Annotated in this window: 14 protein-coding genes; 7 read left to right on the top strand and 7 right to left on the bottom strand. The window is 58.3% G+C overall.

All coding sequences use genetic code 11. The features are described 5' to 3' along the window. Positions 1-1,247: 1,247 nt before the first annotated feature. From AC6I1V_RS06415 to greA, 5 genes are all read right to left on the bottom strand, one after another. The gene (locus AC6I1V_RS06415; RefSeq protein WP_302553400.1) at positions 1,248-2,429 is read right to left on the bottom strand and encodes an iron-containing alcohol dehydrogenase; all 1,182 of its coding nucleotides are present in this window, start codon (positions 2,427-2,429) and stop codon (positions 1,248-1,250) included. Between the two features lie 1,633 nt (positions 2,430-4,062). Continuing rightward, positions 4,063-4,329, bottom strand: coding sequence for an RNA-binding regulator (gene rbp / locus AC6I1V_RS06420; protein WP_005025453.1), 267 nt, complete (start codon positions 4,327-4,329; stop codon positions 4,063-4,065). 113 nt (positions 4,330-4,442) lie between these two features. After that, on the bottom strand, positions 4,443-4,595 hold the full coding sequence (locus tag AC6I1V_RS06425; protein ID WP_302553401.1) for a hypothetical protein: 153 nt from the start codon (positions 4,593-4,595) through the stop codon (positions 4,443-4,445). A gap of 116 nt (positions 4,596-4,711) precedes the next feature. Continuing rightward, positions 4,712-6,109 (bottom strand): MiaB/RimO family radical SAM methylthiotransferase, encoded by a 1,398-nt coding sequence (locus AC6I1V_RS06430; protein WP_486854964.1) that lies wholly within the window; start codon positions 6,107-6,109, stop codon positions 4,712-4,714. Between the two features lie 130 nt (positions 6,110-6,239). Continuing rightward, positions 6,240-6,722 (bottom strand): transcription elongation factor GreA, encoded by a 483-nt coding sequence (gene greA, locus AC6I1V_RS06435; protein ID WP_302553403.1) that lies wholly within the window; start codon positions 6,720-6,722, stop codon positions 6,240-6,242. Between the two features lie 285 nt (positions 6,723-7,007). Between greA and AC6I1V_RS06440 the strand changes: the two genes are divergently transcribed. After that, a complete protein-coding gene (locus tag AC6I1V_RS06440; protein ID WP_479859214.1) occupies positions 7,008-8,621 on the top strand; it encodes a lysylphosphatidylglycerol synthase transmembrane domain-containing protein in 1,614 nt (537 codons plus the stop codon). A 1,410-nt stretch (positions 8,622-10,031) separates the two neighbouring features. Here AC6I1V_RS06440 and AC6I1V_RS06445 read toward each other — a convergent pair. After that, positions 10,032-11,378 (bottom strand): radical SAM family protein, encoded by a 1,347-nt coding sequence (locus AC6I1V_RS06445; protein ID WP_308771878.1) that lies wholly within the window; start codon positions 11,376-11,378, stop codon positions 10,032-10,034. Positions 11,379-11,512: 134 nt separating this feature from the next. Between AC6I1V_RS06445 and AC6I1V_RS06450 the strand changes: the two genes are divergently transcribed. After that, positions 11,513-11,887, top strand: a complete 375-nt coding sequence (locus AC6I1V_RS06450; RefSeq protein WP_486854523.1) for a hypothetical protein — start codon at positions 11,513-11,515, stop codon at positions 11,885-11,887. A 224-nt stretch (positions 11,888-12,111) separates the two neighbouring features. Here AC6I1V_RS06450 and AC6I1V_RS06455 read toward each other — a convergent pair whose 3' ends face one another. Further along, positions 12,112-12,990 carry a hypothetical protein gene (locus AC6I1V_RS06455; protein WP_486854522.1) on the bottom strand — a complete coding sequence of 293 codons (879 nt, stop codon included), beginning with the start codon at positions 12,988-12,990 and terminating at the stop codon, positions 12,112-12,114. Between the two features lie 486 nt (positions 12,991-13,476). On the opposite strand from AC6I1V_RS06455, the gene AC6I1V_RS06460 reads away from it, so the two are divergent. From AC6I1V_RS06460 to AC6I1V_RS06480, 5 genes are all read left to right on the top strand, one after another. After that, positions 13,477-15,201, top strand: coding sequence for a proline--tRNA ligase (locus tag AC6I1V_RS06460; protein WP_486854521.1), 1,725 nt, complete (start codon positions 13,477-13,479; stop codon positions 15,199-15,201). Positions 15,202-15,518: 317 nt separating this feature from the next. Next, entirely contained in the window at positions 15,519-16,991 is a 1,473-nt protein-coding gene (gene xseA / locus AC6I1V_RS06465; RefSeq protein WP_308771530.1) for an exodeoxyribonuclease VII large subunit, read from the top strand. Then, positions 16,978-17,835, top strand: a complete 858-nt coding sequence (locus AC6I1V_RS06470) for a M23 family metallopeptidase (protein WP_308771531.1) — start codon at positions 16,978-16,980, stop codon at positions 17,833-17,835. The genes xseA and AC6I1V_RS06470 overlap by 14 nt, the downstream gene beginning before the upstream one ends. 9 nt (positions 17,836-17,844) lie before the next feature. Beyond that, positions 17,845-18,084, top strand: coding sequence for an exodeoxyribonuclease VII small subunit (locus tag AC6I1V_RS06475; RefSeq protein ID WP_302553954.1), 240 nt, complete (start codon positions 17,845-17,847; stop codon positions 18,082-18,084). Positions 18,085-19,015: 931 nt separating this feature from the next. Further along, positions 19,016-19,924, top strand: coding sequence for a polyprenyl synthetase family protein (locus tag AC6I1V_RS06480; protein WP_486854520.1), 909 nt, complete (start codon positions 19,016-19,018; stop codon positions 19,922-19,924). The last annotated feature ends 11 nt before the right edge of the window (positions 19,925-19,935 follow it).

Below are 19,935 nucleotides of genomic sequence, written 5' to 3' on the forward strand. Positions count from 1 at the left end.
TGGCCCGGCGGCGCCAAACCCCGCCAAGCCTCGGGCACAGTGTAAGTTCTCTTTGAGCGTTTGACAACGGCAGACGGGTTGTCAGGAAAAGCTTTCCTTATGGGGGTCTCCGGCGTCAACAATTCCGTATCAGAAAACACTATGGGGCATCAAGAAATTATATCGGCTCAACTGTATGCGCATACTTTTAAAAAATCTGCATTTCAAAAGGGTTGCGTATGCAGGATGCCCAAACGGGAGGCACAGAGGCCATGAAAAAAAGCGAAGCGGCGCCTTTTCTCATCCAACGCCCCTATCCGCCTCCCCCAAAACCCGTTACGGCGCCCAGCCGCCCTTTCCCCAACACCCTGCCACGGCAAACCATTCCCGTTTCCTTTCTTGAAAGGCTCCGCCAGAGGATATGGCTGTTTCATCTCCACGGTATGATGAAAATAGAGGCTTTTTCTTTGGCCCTGTTATAGTAGATGGTTGTTTCATCTCCACAGTGCGGTGAAAATACAGCCTTTTCTCCGTTTTTCCCCTTGGCGGGATCCACGGCCAAGGTATTTTTCCGGTTATCCCTTTGGAGCTTCAAGGAAAAAAGCATCAACCTTTTTCTATGACACAGCCTTTTCTTTCATTTTTCCATTGACGGCTCTGCGGCTGGGGCATTTTATTTGTTATTCCCTTGGAATCTTTGAAAAATAAGGCACCAGCCATTTCCCACGGCACAGCCTCTTGAACTTCCCGATGAACAATCAACGGCAAACCTCAATGGCGGAGCCGCCAAGGAAAAGGCGCATAAGGCTGCATCACTGTTTCCGTGACACGCTGAAAAAGGGAATACGCGAAAAGGCGCCTGAGGCCGCGCCGCAGGAAGCGATTGCAGCTTTATTCCTTGAAGCCCCCAAAAGATACCGGATAAAAGGCCTCAGGCATAGTGCCCGCCGACGGAAAAGCTGAAAAAAAGCGTATTTTCACTATGCCGTGGAGATAAAACAACCATATCCTATGACAGGGCCGCGTATAAAAATCCTGTATATTCACCCTGCTGTAAAAACAAACCGGCCGCATCCCCTGACAGGGCCTTCAAAAAATACGTTCCCCATCAATTCCAAACAAATCCCGGCCCTCACCTGAGAAACCGGGAAAAAAACTTTTGCATGAGAGGCACCCCGTCCCCTGTCGGCTGCATTCGGGAAACGGGGAAGGCGGGCGGAACCAGAAAACAAAGGCGCCCGCTTCACAAACGGGCGCCTTGCCGGTTCCTAAAAAACGTCTTTGTATAGCTGGCTGATGGTCTCCAAGCTCATTGTGCGCGGGTTTGTGGCGGCGCAGGTGTCCTTCTGGGCATGCCCGACCATTGCGGGGATGTCGCGGGGATCGATGGCCTTCACATACCGGGCGGCGAGCTCGGTGATCGTCGTGGGGATGCCCACGTCCTTCGACAGCGTCTTAATGGCGGAAATCGCCAATTCAGCGGCGGCGCGTTCGGACAGGCCGTCAGTGCACTCGCCCATCATCTGCGCGATGCGCACAAAACGGTCAAGGCGGGAAATCAGGTTGAAGGATTCCACATGGGGCAGGAGGATGGCGTTGCACTCGCCGTGGGGCAGGCTGTAGAAGCCACCAAGCTGATGCGCCATTGCGTGCACGTAGCCCAATCCGGCGTTGTTGAAGGCCATCCCGGCGAGATACTGGGCATACGCCATGCCTTCGCGGGCTTCCATGTCCTTGCCGTTGGCCACGGCCTTGCGCAGATACTTGGAAACCAGCCGGATGGCCTGCGCTGCGCAAGCGTCCGTCATCGGCGTGGTGTTGGTGGACACATACGCTTCGATGGCGTGCGTCAGGGCGTCCATCCCCGTGGCGGCGGTCAGGGCCGGAGGCATGCCGACCATAAGGACGGGGTCGTTGACCGCGACGTTGGGGGTCAGGAACCAGTCCACAATGGACATCTTCACATGGCGTTCCTTGTCGGTGATCACGCAGAAGCGCGTCAGCTCCGAAGCGGTGCCCGCCGTGGTGTTGATGGCGATGTAGTGCGGCAGCATGTGCTTGACCTTATCCACGCCTTCGTACTGGTAGATCGCGCCGCCGTTGGAAAGCAGGATGCCTATGCCCTTGCAGCAGTCGTGCGAAGAGCCGCCGCCGATGGAAATCAGGCCGTCGCAGCCGTCGGCCTTATACTGGGCGACGCCTTCGGTCACGTTTTCATCGGTGGGATTCGGCACGGTCTTGTCATAGATGCTGTACGGGATGTTGTCACCGTCCAGAATGTCCGTAATGATCTTGAGGATCCCTGTGTTCACGATGCCCTTATCGGTGACGATCAGCGGCTTGGTGATATGATAGGTGCGGACATAATGAGGGATACCGTGGCACGCGCCCACGCCGATCAGGGAAATGCCCGGAACAAAAAAACTGTGCATTTTGCCAGGAACAGACATGTTCAATCCTTACCGTCAAAAAGAGAGGTGAAAAAGAAGCCTCGACCGGATGCGCTTTCATGGGCGGCACCATAGCCACCGCCGCGGTACGGCGTCATCAAGGAGTTTTGAGTGATTAACCAAACACGACTCTCACTAACCCAAATGTCCCCGGTTGGCTACCCCGAAAATGCACATTTTTTCACGAAAACTAGAATCATCCAACAAATCGGAATAGCGTGAGAAAAAGCAGCGGAACCGCCGTTCCGGGAGGCACGCAGCCGCATGGGAACGCGTCTTTCCCCAAACGGTGCGCCAACAGCAAACTATGGCCTGTCCGTTTTATGCCATCTTCCCAAACACCGGCAACATCCAAATGTAACGGCTGCTCCACCGAGCGGCAATCCCAACGCTGTGGGAGCACGCCGATTGATGCTTCATAACGGACAACGGCACGTCCGGCAAGACTCACCCCACCCGTTTTATTCCCTGCACCCCAAATGGACGGGCACGGAGGCGACCGGGCACACATGGAAAGGCCATCCATACGGGGATGGGGTTCCACGCAGCGGCCCCTTCCGGGATAAGCCCGGACAGGCGCGGAAGACATGATTTTTCACGGCATGGGCTAGGTCGTGCCGTCAATCAGATATAATCTATTAAAATTATTTAACCATTTTCAAAATCACAAAATATTTTTAATAATTTAAAATAATTACATACAAAAGCAACAACACAATCTAGAAAAACGGCTGTGCCATAGAAAATGGTTGATGCTTTTTCCCTTGAAGTTCTAAAGGAATAACCGGCAAAATGCCTCAGCTATGGATTCCGCCAAGGGGAAAACTGGAGAAAAAGGCTGTATGTTCACCGTGCTGTGAATATGAAACCATCACATGCTATGACAGGGCCTAAAAAATTCATAACAAGCCGCACTGGGGCGCTGTGCAGCTTTCAGGCCCGCATCTTCCTTCCCCACGCGACTGCATTCAGGGCTTCATTTCCACACCCGGCAGCCCCTCAACAAACAGCTATCTCCCAGCCCGTTATCCCTCAGGCAGAGCCCCCTTTTTGCCAAGGCTCGGCCATAGGATGTGGCCCCTCCATCCCCCCAGTAATGATGGAAATGCGGCCTTTTTCCAGCTTTTTTGTTGGCCGGCGCCATAGTTGAGGCATTTTATTGGTTAGGCCCTGTCATGATATGTGATTGTTTTATATTCGCAGCATGGTGAAAATACGGACATTTTCCCCAGCCTTTTCCATTGATGGGCTCCATATTTGGGGTCTCGTATTGTTCTTCCTTTGGAATTTCAAAGAAAATAAAGCACCAGCCATTTCCTATGACACAGCCATTGGTCACCCCTTTGGAGCTTCAAAAGTAAGGCTTTCATCATTTCCTACGGCACAGCCTTTGCCAGCAGCCGGAAACAATTCATTGAAAGCCTTTTCCCCACCAGCAGGGCCCCCACGCCGCCCCTCCCAAAGGCAACCTGACGCGCGCATCTCTTTTCAAGGTGGGGGAAGATGTTCCGGCCTTCCGCAAAACGTGCGTTTCCGCGGCGACCCCATGCCGCGGCCCGCCGCTCCGAGGGTGGATCGGACATAAAAAAAGCGCCCCGATGCGGACATCGGGGCGCTGATGGATCAAGCCAAACTAGTAGCGCGGAGGACGCGGGGCACGGGGCTTGGCTTCGTTGACGCGCAGGGTGCGGCCACCGAAATTAGCGTTGTCCAAAGCTTCAATAGCAGCAGAAGCACCGGGTTCTTCCATTTCCACAAAACCGAAGCCACGAGCACGGCCGGTTTCGCGATCGCTCACGAGTTTCACAGAAACGACCGGGCCGTAATCGGCAAAAAGGCTCTGAACCTGTTCTTCGGTAGCGGACCAAGGAAGGTTGCCGACATAGATAGACTTAGCCATGAAATAAACCTCATCAAAAAAGACACCGTATTCCCGCGCTTGGCCATCTCCAAAACACCTTGGAAACGACGCGGTTCCTCATGGCTGAAGCATGCCCGACACGACAATGGAAGTCAATGCCCTCCCGAATTTTTATCCTTCTTCTCATCAATTTTCTGATCTTCTTCCCAGTCTTTTTCTTTATGGAAAAAAACGGGAAGCACTTTATCAGGGAGTGTTCCTCCTCTTTTTACAAAAAAGGAACATTTTAGGCCTATCTTTTGCATAAAAGTTTTTCAGGAATCTTTCCCGAAGTTCTTTCTTATCCTTCATCGCCTCTAAAAAAAGATTGCAAAAATGCACAATTCTTAGATTGACCATTCAACCAATCTTAATGGGGCCCTCACGGAAGGATGGGTTCCACGAGCACCCCCTTCCTGTCCGCGGAAACCGGACGCACGGGGATCAGCGTGTGCCCTTCCCCCTGCAGCGGCGTCCGCAGGCGGCAGGGCACATAACATTCGTCCACGCCGTGCTGGCCTGAGGAGGTTCCGGCATCCTCGTTGCAGTCCAGCGCCACGAGCAGCCTCCCACACGTAAGGGTATCCGTCCAAAAGGCTTCGCGCTTGGCCTCCACCACTGCGCGTACGCGGGCGGCACGCTCCTGCCGGACGGCCTTCCCAACCTGATCCGGCAGTTCCGCCGCCACGGTTCCCGGACGCGCGGAATAGGGGAATACGTGCGCATAGGTCAGCGGCAGGCTCCGCACCACTTCCAGTGTCTCCAACACGTGCGATTCCGTTTCTCCGGGGAACCCCATCAGGATGTCCGCCCCAAGCCCGAAACGGGGCCACAGCTTAGCTACGCCCTCCACCGCCGAAAGCAGCGCCTCCGGCGTATAATGCCCCCGGCGCATGGCCTTCAGCACGTCCGCGCTCCCGCTCTGGAGCGACAAGTGCAGGTGCGGGCAGACCATGCGGGTTTCGGCAAGCGTGGCGATGCCCCGTTCCGTAAGCTGTGCGGGCTCCACGGAACTGATACGGAAACGCGCCGGATCGGGCCGGGCGCCGCTCCCCCACTCCGGGGCCAGTTCACGATCCAGATACGACAGCAAGTCCCAAAAGTCCCGGCACCCCTCATTGCGCATGGCATACTGGCGCAGGTTGATGCCGGAAATCATGATCTCGCGATAGCCCGCCTCAAGCAGGCGGCGCATTTCGGCAAGGCACTCCTTCGGGGGGCGGCTCCGGGCCGGGCCGCGCGTCAGGGGGACGATGCAATAGGCGCACCCGTGCGAACAGCCGTCCTGCACCTTCAGCACGGGACGGGCCCGGCGGAACCCGTCGATATGGAAAGGCGGGAACGTGCGGTCACGCGTGGCGGCACGGGCTGCGGCCTCGGCGGGGGTTGAAGGGAACGGCGCTGCGCCTCCCTCTTCCTCACCAGCGAAAAGGACGAGCGGCGGCGCGTCGAGCAGCCGGGATTTATGATCCTGCTCCACAACGCGGAGCACGCCGGGCAGGGCTGCAAGCTGCCTGCGGGCCACCTCGGCGGCGCACCCGGCGATGACGACGGGCACGCCGGGCGCTTCGCGCTGGAGGCGGCGTACGGCCTGCCGTGCGTCGGTCACGGCATTGGCGGTGACGGCGCACGTATTGAGGAGGATCACGTCCGCCTCGGCGGGCACGTCCGTCTCCGCGCCGTCCATGCGCTGCCATGCCTCACGCACGGATTGGGATTCGTACTGGTTGACCTTACAGCCGAAGGTCAGGATGCAGAAAGTCCAAGGGGCATAGTGCATATGATGGGTCTCCCCCGCAGCGCCTGCCGGTTTCCGGTTCGCGTGTACGAATCGGGGAACAGCCCAGGCCGTTTCGGCCGGGGCGGCAACTCGCACGGGGGAAACACCAGTCCCCTGGCAGGGATGGGAATCAGGCGGTCTTTTTCTTGAACTGGATGTCGATGATCTCGTAGTTGATCCGGCCACGCGGGGCGTTGACCGTGATTTCGTCGCCGACTTCCTTGCCGAGCAGGGCCATGCCGACGGGGGACTGGATGGAAATGGTCCCCTTGGCATAGTCGGCCTCGTCCGGGCCGAGCAGCGTGAACTCGCGTTCTTCGCCGGTATCCGCATCCTCCACGGTCACGGTCGCGCCGAAGATGGCCTTTTCGCTGGAAAGGGTCGAAAGATCTATCACATTGAACAGCGCCATGCGCGATTCGATGTACTTGATGCGGGCTTCAAGCATCCCCTGGCGTTCGCGGGCTGCGTCATAGCCGGCGTTTTCTTTCAAATCGCCTTCTTCGCGGGCTTCCTTAATGGCCTGGATAACGTGAGGACGCTCTTTCTTCAGACGGTCCAGCTCCTGTTCAAGGGCTTGGAAACCTTCTTTGGAAATGGGGATACTGCTCATGTTGAAATCTCCTGAATATTCTTGCGGAAATCGCCCGATACAAAAAAAAACACCCCCCGTCGCTGCGCGATGGGTGGAGCTTCAGTGCGATTGCCACGGTGCCAAAGTAGTCCATCCCGGAGGATAGGTCAAGCCACCGGGAAAACCGCGGCGGGAAATCAACGCTCTTTTCGGACAGCCACCTTGCGCCAAGAGGGATGAGCAGGTATCAAGAAAGAGCGGAATCCATTCTTCCGTTCCGGAGATCCCGTCCCCGTTCCGCAAACCGTCTATGTCGGAGACATGATGCTGAAACAACTTCTACTCGCTCTGAAACGGCTGCTGCGCGCCTTGGGCCCCGTCCTCGTCGGCTGCATCTTCTTGGGTGCGGTCTATCTTCTCTATAGGGAAATCAGCAAATACAGCCTCGCGGATATCCGCATGAGCCTCGCCCAGATTTCCACGGGAAGCATCATCCTGTCCGTCCTGCTCGCCATCATCAACTATATCATCCTGATCGGCTATGACTGGCTGGCGCTCAAAGGCATCCACAAGACCCTCCCCGTTTCCCGCGTGTCGCTTGTTTCCTTCGTCGGGCAGGCCGTAAGCTACAATTTCGGCGCGCTGCTCGGCGGCAGTACGGTGCGCTTCCGTTTCTATTCAAGCTGGGGCTTTTCCCCAATGGACATCGTCAGGCTGGTGCTGATGCTCGCCATCACCTTCTGGGTCGGGGCGCTTGGGCTCGTCGGGGCGATTTTCATGATCGCGCCGCCGGAGATCCCGCCGGAACTGGGCATGCATATGCCGCTGGACATCCGCCCCCTCGGAGCCATCCTGTTCCTTATTGCCGTCAGCTATCTGGTCGTCTGCAAATTCATCCATAAGCCCATCCACATCTTCGGCAAGGAATTCTCGTTCCCGCCCTTCAAAATCGCCGTCGCCCAGGCTGTGGTGGCCGGGGCCGACCTCGTCGCGGCGGGGGCCTGCCTGTACACCCTGCTTCCCCCGGATGCACACGTTTCCTTCCTCCAGTTTTTGCCCACCTATTTGATGGCGATGGTGGCCGTGGTGCTGACCCACGTCCCCGGCGGCGCGGGCGTGCTGGAAGTCGTCATCCTGCACCTGACCACGGCCTCGCCGCAGGCCGTTTTCGCGGCCCTCCTCTGCTTCCGCGTCATTTACTACCTGCTGCCGCTGCTGCTGGCTGCGGTCATCTTCGCCGTCTACGAAGTCCGCCAGCAGGCCATGCAGGAATCCGGCGTGCTGCACGATGCCGGGCGCTGGATGCGGGCCTTCGCGCCCACGATCATGGCGAGCGCGGTGTTCGGCATCGGAGCCATCCTGTGCTTCTACGTCGTCCTGCCCGTCAGCCCCGAACGGCTCTCGCAGATCAGGGAGTGGATCCCGCTCGGCATCGTCGAGTCCGCCAGCATGGCGACAGGCGTCGCCGGGGTCATGCTGCTGTTCCTCACACGCGGCATACAGCACCGGCAGCGCGCCGCCTTCCGGCTGACCATCGCCATGCTGTGCATCGGGATCATCGGCCCCCTGCTGCATTCCCTGAGCTGGTTCGTGGCCCTGATGTCGCTCATCGTCCTGATGTCCGTCCTCGCCATACGGAGGAAGTGCTGTCGCCCGTCTTCCTTGTGGAAGCTGCACCTCACCCCCAGCTGGCTGTTCGCCATCGTCAGCGTTCTGGTCTGCTCCGCCGGGCTCGGCCTGTTGATTTACCACATGGACCCTTCCGATCCCGTGCTCTGGACGTCTTCCGACTACGCCGCCGACGCCGCACGCCTGTTCCGCACGTTCGCCGCCGAAGCGCTCCTTTTGATCTGTATCGCCGCCGGATACATGCGCACGGCGCCGATCCGCAAGCGCTGGAACGCCGTCCGCCGTTTTGGGAGAAGGAACAAGCAATAGGGGATTCAATCGGGGAGGGGAGAGGGAACCTTTCTGGAGAAAGGTTCCCTCTCCCCTCCCCGGCCCCTCCCCTCTCCTTCCCAAGACTTTCGACCTTATCGAATCCCTCATGGCGGCTTTCCCGTTTTCAGGAGTACCGTCCCCTTTTCAGTATTTCTTCAACTTTTCCGCTATATTCATTCTTCTTGATTTTGCCATAGAATATGCTCGCCCCATTCATAGGGTATAGTAAGTATTCCGTACTCCGTAGTTTTTCCGTTGCCCAACTCCATACATGAAGCATTCTATTGATCTTTATTGAATTTTCAATAAAGCCTGTCATAAAGTGCAGTCGTTCCATACCCACAAACGGGGAAAATATTATTTTTTCCAATTTTTCCGCTAGTAGACTCCATGATTGGGCATTTTATCGGTTATTTCTTGAGAGTTTCAAGAAATAAAGCATCAACCGTTTCCTATGGCACAACACCAAATAAAACATCAATCAATTGCTCTAATAAAGCCTTTTAAGCTATTTCAATAAAGCTATAAAAATAGGAAGTGCAGGAGGCTCCTGTTACAAATGCAAAGGAAGCCGGGCAATACTCTTGCCCGACCTCCCATTTACTAAAAACCCCTTCCTTCTTCCGCCCTTCTTCCAGATGTGTACACCTCCCCAAAACAACTACTCAGGGAACGCTGGGAACAGGGATTCAATAAACACGGAAGACTTTGAAGAGGAGGATATTTCAATAACGCTAAGAAAAGAAAAAATACTGTTGGATAGGATAGTTCCGTTATAAATACAAAAAAACGGGCAATGCCCTTGCCCAGCCTCCCATTTACTAAAAACCCCCTTCCTCCTTCCGCCTTCCTCCTAGATGTGTACACCGCCCCAAAACAACTACTCAGGGAACGCTGGGAACAGGGATTCAATAAACACGGAAGACTTTAAAAAGGAGGATATTTCAATAACGCTAAGAAAAGAAAAAATACTATAGGATAGTTCCGTTACAAATACAAAAGGCTGTGTCATAGAAAATGGTTGATGCTTTTTCCTTAAAGTTCCAAAGGAATAGCCAACAAAATGCCTTAGCCATAGACTCCGCCAACGGAAAAACCAGATAAAAAAGCCATATTTTCACCGTACGGTGGAGATAAAACAACCACATACTATGACAGAGCCATACAAAAAAGCCGGGCAATACGCTTGCCCGACCTCCCATTTACTAAAACCCCTTTCCTCTCTCCTTTCCTCCCCTCCCAGACGTGCACGCCGTCCCCCCAAATTACTCAGGGAACGCTGGGAACGGGGATTCAATAAACACGAAAGTCTTTGAAGAGGAGAGGGAGGGGTTTGGGGAGGGGGAGGAGAAACTTTCTCCAGAAAGTTTCTCCTCCCCCTCCCCAATGCTTCATCCCCCTACCGCCCTATTCTCCAGCTTCCGAAACCTCAAGCTGGGCGGGCTTCCACTCGCCGGGCATGGGCGTATCCCCAAGGTCGGCCTTGTCGCCGAGATAAGGATTGAAATAGCCGTAGGCAATCCACGGACAGGCCCGCCTGATGCGCTTGCGGAAGTTGTTCAACCCTACGGACGGGCCGAACGAAATCCCTTCAAGCAGCGAGGGGTAAAATTCGGGATCGATGTTCAGGTTCCGAAGCTGCACAAGGCTGATCCCGGTGGACTGGAACAGCTCGATGAGGGCTTCAATTTCTTCTTCCGTGTCCGTGATGCCGGGGAAATACAGCAGGTTCACGGCGACATGCACACCGCGCGAACGGGCCTCTATGATCGACTGCCGCACATCACCGAACGTATAACCACGCGGGCGGTAGTACCGCTCGTACACTTCGGGACGGGCGCTGTTGAGGCTCACGCGCAGCGAAGTCAAGCCCGCTTCCGCAAGCTCGGCAATGGCCTGCGGCCGGGAAGAATTGGAGTTCAGGTTGATTGTGCCGTGCCCTCCGGCCTCGCGGTACCGCCGCACCGACTCGATGAGCAGCGGCGCTTCGGTCAAGGGCTCCCCTTCGCAGCCCTGCCCGAAGGAAAAGACCGGCCTTTCCGTCTCGCGGCTCGCGTGGAACCGCATGATCTCCACCACTTCCTCAGGCGTGGGCGTGAAGGTCAGCCGGCACTGGGGGGTAGTACAAATCTTGGAGCCCTCCTCCTGCTGTGAAATACATCCGATGCAGCGGGCGTTGCAGGTGCGGGACGTGGGCAACGGCGCTTCGTAGCGGCCTAGGCTCAAGTTCTTTGCCGCCGGACAGCCGTAACGCAACGTACAGTTCTGCATAATGTGCTGCATAAGCCTGTTGTTCGGGAAATCTTCCATGATCTTCCGGGCGGAACGGTCGATTTTGCCGCGTGAAATCCCTTTGAAGACCTGCCGCACGTCCTCATCCACCTTCTTGGCGCAGACATAGAAGCGCCCGTTGGCGAATCCGACCGCCCCATACGCGAACAGGGGCAGCATGGGCGCGCCTTCATCGGTCACATATACCGGGTGGGCCGTCAGCGTATGCGCGGGCGCGGCGAAGGCGGCAACGGCCCAGTCTTCCATGACTTCGGTTTCGCCGGTTTCCGGGTTCAAGCCCACGGCCCGGCGTCCGGGCAGCAGGAACAGCTCGCTCTCATCAGGCAGAGGCATCAGTTCATCGGGGCGGGGCAGGCTCCATTCCTCTCCCCGGCGGCACAGGAGCAAAAAATCGGGATGATCATAAATATTCCCCTGCTCGTCAGCGACAAGCATACGGGGGCGGATGGAGGGAGATGCCATATGTAAGATCCTTGCGGTTGCGGTCAATGGGTATTATGAGATAAGCCAATGCGCCTACAGGTACTGGAAGTGACACGACTCCGCAAGGGGCAAGGCCGGGGCGCGCATTTCACGCATGAAAAAAGGATACGGTTATGCTGCTGGCTTTCGAGGTTGTGTTGTTCGGAGGTTTGGCCTTCATGTTTTTCTGTATTCTGCGCAATCAGGACAGCATGTTGAAGGCCATGCGCGAAGAGCACGGCGCTATTCTTTCCACGCTGGCCAAACTGGAGAAGCGCATCGCTACGCTCCAGCAGCTTGAAGCCAGCATCGCCGTCAATCCCTTGACCGTTCAGCCGCCGTACCCCCCGGAAGAGAAACAGGCCCCCTCCCAAGCATGGGATCGCGCTTCCGAACCCGCCGAAAAAGCGTCCTCCCCCCTCGACGGTTTGAGCATGGACCCGCCCTCCTCCCTCGGTTATTCCGACGACAATCCCCCTAAAGGGGGCTTGCCCGAATTGAAGCTCTAGAAGCGATGGGGAGTTGGAAAGAGGATTCCTTAAAAAGGTTGTTGAAAACGTAAAGAGCCGCCCGGAGCGAATGCCCCGGAACGGCTCTTTTTTTTTGTATCGGCTAGGCCCTAGGCCGTATCGTCGTGTTACATGCAACTAGTTTAAACTATTGAAATCAATCTTTTTGTGACTTTACAATAGATAAATAATTTCAATAGATTATATCCAATTGACGACACTGCCTAGAAGCTGTAGCTGGCCCGCAAGACCGCGCCAAGGGAGCGATCCACGTCCGTCTTGGAAAACTCGTCGCCGCCCTTGTCATACAGGCGGAGCTGGCGATCAAACAACAGTTCGGCACCAACCGTCAGCTTCAGGCCGGCAAGGGGCGTGATGTCGAGATACGCGCCGCCCGTATAGCCGGACTCTTCCACATACCCCTTCTTGGCGACGCTGCTGTCGTTGGACAGGCGGTAGATGTCGCGCTCCCACTTCGCCGCCATGCGTGCCGCAAGCAGATCGTTGAAACGGTACTGCACCCGCGTGCCGGGGAAGCCTATGATGCCGGACAGCCCATAATCGTGCTCGCTGCGCCATTCAGCCCCGACCAGAGGCAGGACAAGCGGGCGCACCGGAGAAATCAGGCCCGCCGCACCGACATGGAATTTCAGGTCATAGGTGGGCGTAAAGGTCAGGCCGCCGCGAGGCGCAAACGTAAACGACTCCCAAATCTGATCTTCAAAGCCGGAAATGATGGAGCCGCCCGCGAACCAGCTCACCGACTCATTCAATACGCCATTAAACGAAGCATCCAGCGTCAGCTTGTTCAACTGATCCCACGGCGAGTCCTTTTTGCTGAAATTCACCGAATCGGAATCGCTCCAACTGAAGTCGGAACGCTTGTAGGACAGCGTGAACCATTTGTATCCCGCGGATACGCCGGTTTCCGTCTTGGAATACGAACCGCCCTCGTCCACATCGGCCTTTTCATAGCCCTGCGTGTATATGTTGAAGCGCGGCCCGTCCGATTCCCATGCCCATGAAGCGACCGGCATGCCAAGCGCCGCCAGAAGCATAAGATATGCGGCAGCGGTGAATCCCCTGAACTGTCTTGCAATCATTGTTTTCTCCCAAAAGCGTTTTACTGCCCTTCCGGGCGGAACGAACAAATCCAATACACCGGAAAGTATCGTGTTGTACACCCCCGCCCCTCCATGCTCCGGGATAGCCACTTTACTGGCTAGGGTGGCGCATACGCGGATGACCCGGCCCTCCCGCTCCGGGATAGCCAGCGGTAGGCGGAAAAAAGAGAGAACGGGATGCCACGATCCTCCACACTCCGTGATGGCGGTATCTGTCCGGCTTCGGCGGCGAGGATGTCGAAGTACACCCCTCCATGCCCGGAATGGCGGCATCCATTCACGTTCCCACTGTTCATCTGCCGCCCCGTTTGCGCCGCAGCCCGGTGCGGCGCACCTCAAAGCCAAACCGCCGGGTTGGATGGGCAGGTATCTTTTGCCTTTTTGCCGCTTCGGGGTTACACTCCTGCCCACTTTAGAGCCCGAACGCATCCCGAAGGGCTCCCTATTTCATTTTGAGGTACATTTATGCGCTGGAGTCAATGGTACATCCCCACTCTGAAAGAAGCCCCCGGCGACGCTGAAGTCATCAGCCACAAACTGTTGATCCGCGCGGGCATGATTCGCAAGCTCACTTCCGGCATCTATACGTGGCTGCCTCTGGGGTTGCGGACCCTGAACAAGGCCGCGAACATCGTGCGCGAGGAAATGAACCGGGCAGGCGCCCAGGAAGTCCTCATGCCGACCGTGCAGCCTGCCGACCTGTGGCGCGAATCCGGGCGTTGGGAACACTACGGCAAGGAACTCCTGCGCTTCAAGGATCGCCACGAACGCGACTACTGCCTCGGCCCCACGCACGAGGAAGTCATCACCGACCTCATCCGCGGCGAAGTGCGCTCCTATCGCCAGCTTCCCATGAACCTGTATCAGATCCAGACCAAGTTCCGCGACGAGATCCGCCCCCGCTTCGGCCTGATGCGCGGGCGCGAATTCCTGATGAAGGACGCCTATTCCTTCGACAAGGACGACGCGGGCGCGGACATCAGCTACAAGAAGATGTTCGAGGCGTACAAAAAGATTTTCAGCCGCATGGCGTTGCAGTTCCGCCCCGTGGAGGCCGATTCCGGCTCCATCGGCGGCAACTTCTCGCATGAGTTCATGGTGCTGGCGGAAACCGGCGAAGATACCATCGCCTACTGCACCGGGTGCGACTGGTCCGCCAACATTGAGCGCGCCGCCGTCCTCGCGCCCGCCAAGGCCTGTGAGGAAACCTGTGCCGCCATTGAGGAAGTGACCACCCCGGATCAGCATACCATCGAGGAAGTCTGCGGCTTCCTCAAGGTTCCCGCGCAGAAGCTCATCAAGACGCTGCTCTATGTGGTGGACGGCAAGCCCGTCGCGGCCCTCGTGCGCGGCGACCGCGAGCTGAACGAAATCAAGCTGAAGAACTACTTCAAGGCCGATGAAGTGGTTCTCGCCTCGCCCGAACAGGTGACCCAGTGGACGAACGCCCCGGTAGGCTTCGCCGGGCCCGTGGGCTTCACCGCCGGCCCCATCGTCGCCGACCATGAGCTTATGGCCGGCACGGACTGGATCGCGGGCGCGAACAAGGCCGACACCCACATCCTGCACGTGGATCTCAAGCGCGACGTTCCGGCATTCGCCTATGCGGATCTGCGCTCCATCGCGGAAGGCGACGTCTGCCCCCGCTGCGGCAAGCCGGTGGCCTTCGCCAAGGGCATCGAAGTGGGCCACGTCTTCAAGCTCGGCACCAAGTATTCCAACGCCCTCAACGCCATCTACCTCGACGAGAACGGCAAGGAGCAGACCATCATCATGGGCTGCTACGGCATCGGCGTTTCCCGCGTGGTTGCGGCCTGCATCGAGCAGAACAACGACGGCGACGGCATCGCCTTCCCCCCGCCGCTCGCCCCGTTCGACCTTGAGCTCCTCAACCTCGATCCCAAGAGCGCCGACACCGCCGCCAAAGCCGACGAACTGTATGATCTGCTGACCGGCATGGGCCTTGACGTGCTGCTTGACGACCGCGAGGAGCGCCCCGGCGTGAAGTTCAAGGATGCCGACCTCATCGGGCTGCCCATGCAGGTGGTCGTCGGAGGCAAGGGCCTCGCCCGCGGCATCGTCGAAGTGAAGAACCGCAAGACCGGCGAAAAGGGCGAGCTGCCCGTGGAGAGCTTCGCGGAAGCCTTCGCCGCGTGGCGCAAGGGCGTCCTCGCCTGCTGGGGCATGTAACTGAGTACCCTTGGGGAAGGGGAGAAGGAACCCTTCTGAAGAAGGGCTTCCTTCTCCCCTTCCCCAAACCCCATCCCCTCATCCTCCTAAGACTTTCAGCTTTTGAGGCAAAGAAAACACCAAGGATGGGGCAAGGAATTTTTTCCACATGGCGATGAATCGGCCTTGCCGTTTCATCGCCATGCCGCATAAAGCCCGATACCGGGCGAACGAAACAACCACCATCCCGCCCCGGCCCACAACGTGCCGGGTCAAGGGGCGGCTCGCCCCTTGCGGGTACAGGGCGGAGCCCTGTCCGCCGGAGGCATCATCCTCTCATGTCCATCCTCACCGTCCGCCAACTGACCGCACAAATCAAGGATGCCGTGGAAAACGGCTTCCCCTACGTCTGGGTGCGCGGCGAGGTCACGAACGTGTCCCGGCCCTCGTCCGGGCACATCTATTTTTCCCTGAAGGACGAAAACGCCCTGCTTCAGGCCGTCTGGTTCAAAGGCAGCCAGAAAGAACGCGAGACGTTCGACCCCCTGACCGGGGAAGTGTTCGAGGACGGCCCGCGGCTGAGCCTCGCCGGGACGCTGAGGAACGGCCAGCAGGTCATCTGCGCGGGACGCCTTACCGTGTACGCGCCGCGCGGCGGCTATCAGCTTGTGGTCGAGCTCGCGCAGGACAGCGGCGAAGGCCAGCTTCATCTGGCGCTGGAAGCCCTCAAGCGCAAGCTGGCGGAGAAAGGCTATTTCAGCCTCGAACGCAAACGCCCCATCCCCGAACACCCGCACCGCGTCGCCGTGATCACGGCCCCTTCCGGCGCCGCCATCCGGGATTTCCTGCGGCTGTCCGGGGAACGCGGCACCGGCTGCGAAATCCGCATCCATCCCGTCCCCGTGCAGGGCGACGACGCCCCGCCCCGCATAGCGGAGGCGCTGGACGACGAAAACCGGCGCGGCTGGGCCGACGTGCTCGTGCTCATCAGGGGCGGGGGCTCGCTCCAAGACCTGTGGGCCTTCAACGACGAACGCGTAGCCGATGCCGTATACCGCTCCCGCATCCCGGTCGTGGCGGGCATCGGGCACGAAATCGATACCTCCATCGCCGATATGGTCGCGGACTTGCGCGCCGCGACGCCGAGCCACGCCGCTCAGCTTCTCTGGCCTGAACGCCAGTGGTATGCGCAGCTTGTGGACGATCTGGAGGCGGGCCTGCTGGAAGCCGCCGGACGGAGGCTTTCCCAGGCCGATCAGCGGCTGGATACGCTGGGCAGGGCTCTGGCGTGGCTTTCGCCGGAACGCGGCCTTGCCCGGCTTGAAGAGCGGTTCGGCGCCCTTGCCCGCCGGTTGGATTTTGCGCTGGAACAGAAGCTGGAGCGGGCTGATGCGCGGCTGCGTTTTCTGGAAGCCGGAATCTCCCGCTATGCGGAATCCCGTGTGCTGGATGCCCGGCTGGAGCAAACGGCGGCCTTGGCCCGCCGCCTGCGGCAGGCGCAAGCGCTGCGGCTTGGGCAGATCGGGGGGCGGCTGGACACGGCCTCTTCCCGTCTGGAAGAGCGCTTTGCCCGGCAGTTGGAAGGGCTGGAGCGCCAACTGGAACGCCACGAGCTGCGGCTTCGCGGGCTTGACCCCGAAGGGCCGCTGGAACGGGGCTATGCCTATGCCTTTACGGCGGACGGCCATTTCGTCCGCAGCATTCGGGATGTGCAGCCGGGCGCATCCCTGACCGTCAAAATCCGCGGCGGCGAAGTGGATACCCGCGTGACCGCCGTCCGCGCAACTGGAGAATCCCATGATATCCCGTAACTGCCGTATCGCTTTGCTGTCCGCGTGCCTGACGCTGCTTCTGTGCGGCGGCGCGCTGGCCGCATCGCTGACCATCCACGCCCCGGAGGAAGCCAAACAGGGTTCCGCCGTCAAAGTCCGCGTCGTCATCGACGAGCAGCTTCCCCAGCTCACCTTCACATGGCTGGGCAAACACATTGCCGCGCCCACGGTGGCGGACGGCGGGCACCGCATCGCCGAAGCCCTGCTTCCCGTGCCCGTCAACACTGACAAAGATCTGATCGTACAGGCCACCGCCGGGACGTTGACAGGAAAGGCCACCGTGAAAGTCCTCAAAGTCAAATGGCCCGAACAGAAGATTTCGGTCAAGAAAGCCTTCGTGAACCCGCCCAAGGAATCCATGAAGCGCATCAACGCCGAACGCAAGAAGTCCGGCGAGGCCCTCAACCGCGTGACGCCGGAGCGCTACTGGCGCGGCGAATTCCAGCGCCCCGTTCCCGGCGTGGTGACCAGCGCCTTCGGCGGCAGGCGGATGTTCAACGGTGAGCTCCGCTCCTACCATCGCGGCGTCGATCTGCGCGGCGCGGAAGGCACGCCGATCAAGGCTATGGCCGACGGCAAGGTGGTCATCGCCCAGAATATGTATTTTGCGGGGAACACCGTTTACCTCGATCACGGGCAGGGCGTCATCAGTTCCTATGCGCATATGTCCCGCCTTGATGTGAAGCCGGGTGAGATGGTCAAGGCCGGGCAGCAGATCGGCCTCGTAGGTGCGACCGGGCGCGTGACCGGCCCTCACCTGCACCTTGGGGTCAATATCCTCGGCGTCGCCGTCGATCCCCTTTCCCTTGTCCCCAAACAGTAGGAGCCCCGCATGGCCGCCAAGAAAACCCCGTCCTTCGAGGATCGGCTGCGCCGCCTTCAAGAAGTCGTTGCCGCGCTGGAAAACGGCGAGCTCCCGCTTGAGGACAGCGTCCGCCTGTACAAGGAAGGACTGACGCTCTCCCGTTCCTGCCGCGAGCAGTTGGAAAAAGCCCGCAATGAAGTCCGCCTTCTCACCGGGGAAGGCCTGGAGCCTTTTGACGAAAAGAAGCTCGATGAGGAAGGGGAATAGGAGCCGGAGAAGAAGCCCTTTGCAGCGGGAACCCCAAGATCGATCTTCCCTTTTGTGCCGTGCGAGGCAGATGCTGGGAAAACCTTTTGCGTTGGCCCCGTCAGCAGATGTCTTCGGAAAGATCGGTAAAACAGGCCGGATCATAGGAAACGGCTGATGCTTTCCCAGTTCCAGAGGGATAGCCGATAAAGGCCCCAGCCATGAAGCCCGCAGCGGAAAAAACTGAAAAAAGTCTATGTTTTCAGTATATTGTAGGGATGAAACAAGGCTCTGTCATGGCATGTGGTTGTTTCATCTCCGCAGCACGGTGAGAATACGGCCTTTTTCTCCCAATTTCCCCTTGGCGAAATCCATAGCTGAGGCATTTTGCCGTTTATTCCTTTAGAACTTCAAGGAAAAAGCATCAACCATTTCCCAGGGTACAGCCTAGGCCGTGTCATCCAGATATAATCTATTGAAAGCATTTAACTATTTTTAAGGCACAAAAAGATTATTTTCAATGGTTTCAAATAATTACATACAAAATGACGACACGGCCTAAAACAGCTATCCTCCATAGCGGAGCCACAAAACAGACTCGTGCAACATGGCGGCAGCCAAATGCTATGGCAGAGCCTTGTAAAAAAGCCCCTCCCGTGGAACTCCAGCGGCAGGGGAGCTGCGGAAATGCCGCCGGGCGGAAGCCGGGCAGCCGGAGGGTTGGCGAAAAAGGTACGGCGCTCCGATGAACGGGGACAAAGATAGGCGGTGACAAACCGGAAGGTGCTGACAAAAGGCCTTTCCTGTGTTCTTCTTTGCCCTCGTCCGCGTGCCCGCCCCGCTGTCACACATGCCTTGGAACCGGAGAACGGAAGGTACTGGAAACGATGCGGCCTCACGTGTGCCGTCAGGATGATTTCCCGTCCGAGAAAACCACATAAAGGATCCATTCATGAGCACCCCTTACGATTCCCAGCAGGTCAAGACGATCCTCACCGAACGCGGCGCGCAGGTGGAGGCGTACCTTCAGCATTGCCTCGACGCCATTCCCATGCAGGGACGACTCAAGGAAGCCATGTATTACAGCCTCCTCGCGGGCGGCAAACGCCTCCGCCCGGTGCTGTGCCTGTCCACCGCCGCCCTGTTCGGCCTGAGCGCCGAAGCGGTGATGCCCTTCGCCGCCTCGCTGGAAATGATCCACACGTATTCCCTCATCCATGACGATCTGCCCGCAATGGACGACGACGATCTGCGCCGGGGCCGCCCCTCCTGCCACAAGGCATTTGATGAAGCCACCGCCATCCTTGCGGGCGACGCCCTGCTGACCGACGCTTTTGGGTTTATGGCCTCTACCGTGAAGGATATTCCCGCCGGGCGGGTGCTTGAGGCGTTGGCGTCCGTCTCCTCCGCCGCCGGTTCCGCGGGCATGGTCGGCGGGCAGATCCTCGATATGGACTGCACCGGGAAAACGGACGTGCCGCTGGAAACCCTGCAAACGCTCCATGCCCTCAAGACCGGGGCCATGTTCCGCGTGGCCTGCGTCAGCGGCGGCCTCCTCGCCGGGGCCTCGGAATCCGATATTGCCGGCCTGCGCGCCTACGGCGAGGCGCTCGGCGTCACCTTCCAAATTGTCGACGACATCCTTGACGAAACCTCCGATACCGCCACGCTCGGAAAACCGGCCGGAAGCGACGCCGAAATGGGCAAGACGACATACCCTTCGCTCATGGGGCTCGACCGCAGCCGTGAATTGGCGCAGGAATTCGCCGAAAAAGCCGTTGAGAGCCTGAGCCCCTTCTCCGGGCAGGATGCCGCATTCCTCAAGGGGCTCGCGCTGATGCTGGTGACGCGCAAGAAATAACGGCCCTGAAA

Source organism: Bilophila sp. T19-St14, assembly GCF_059728385.1.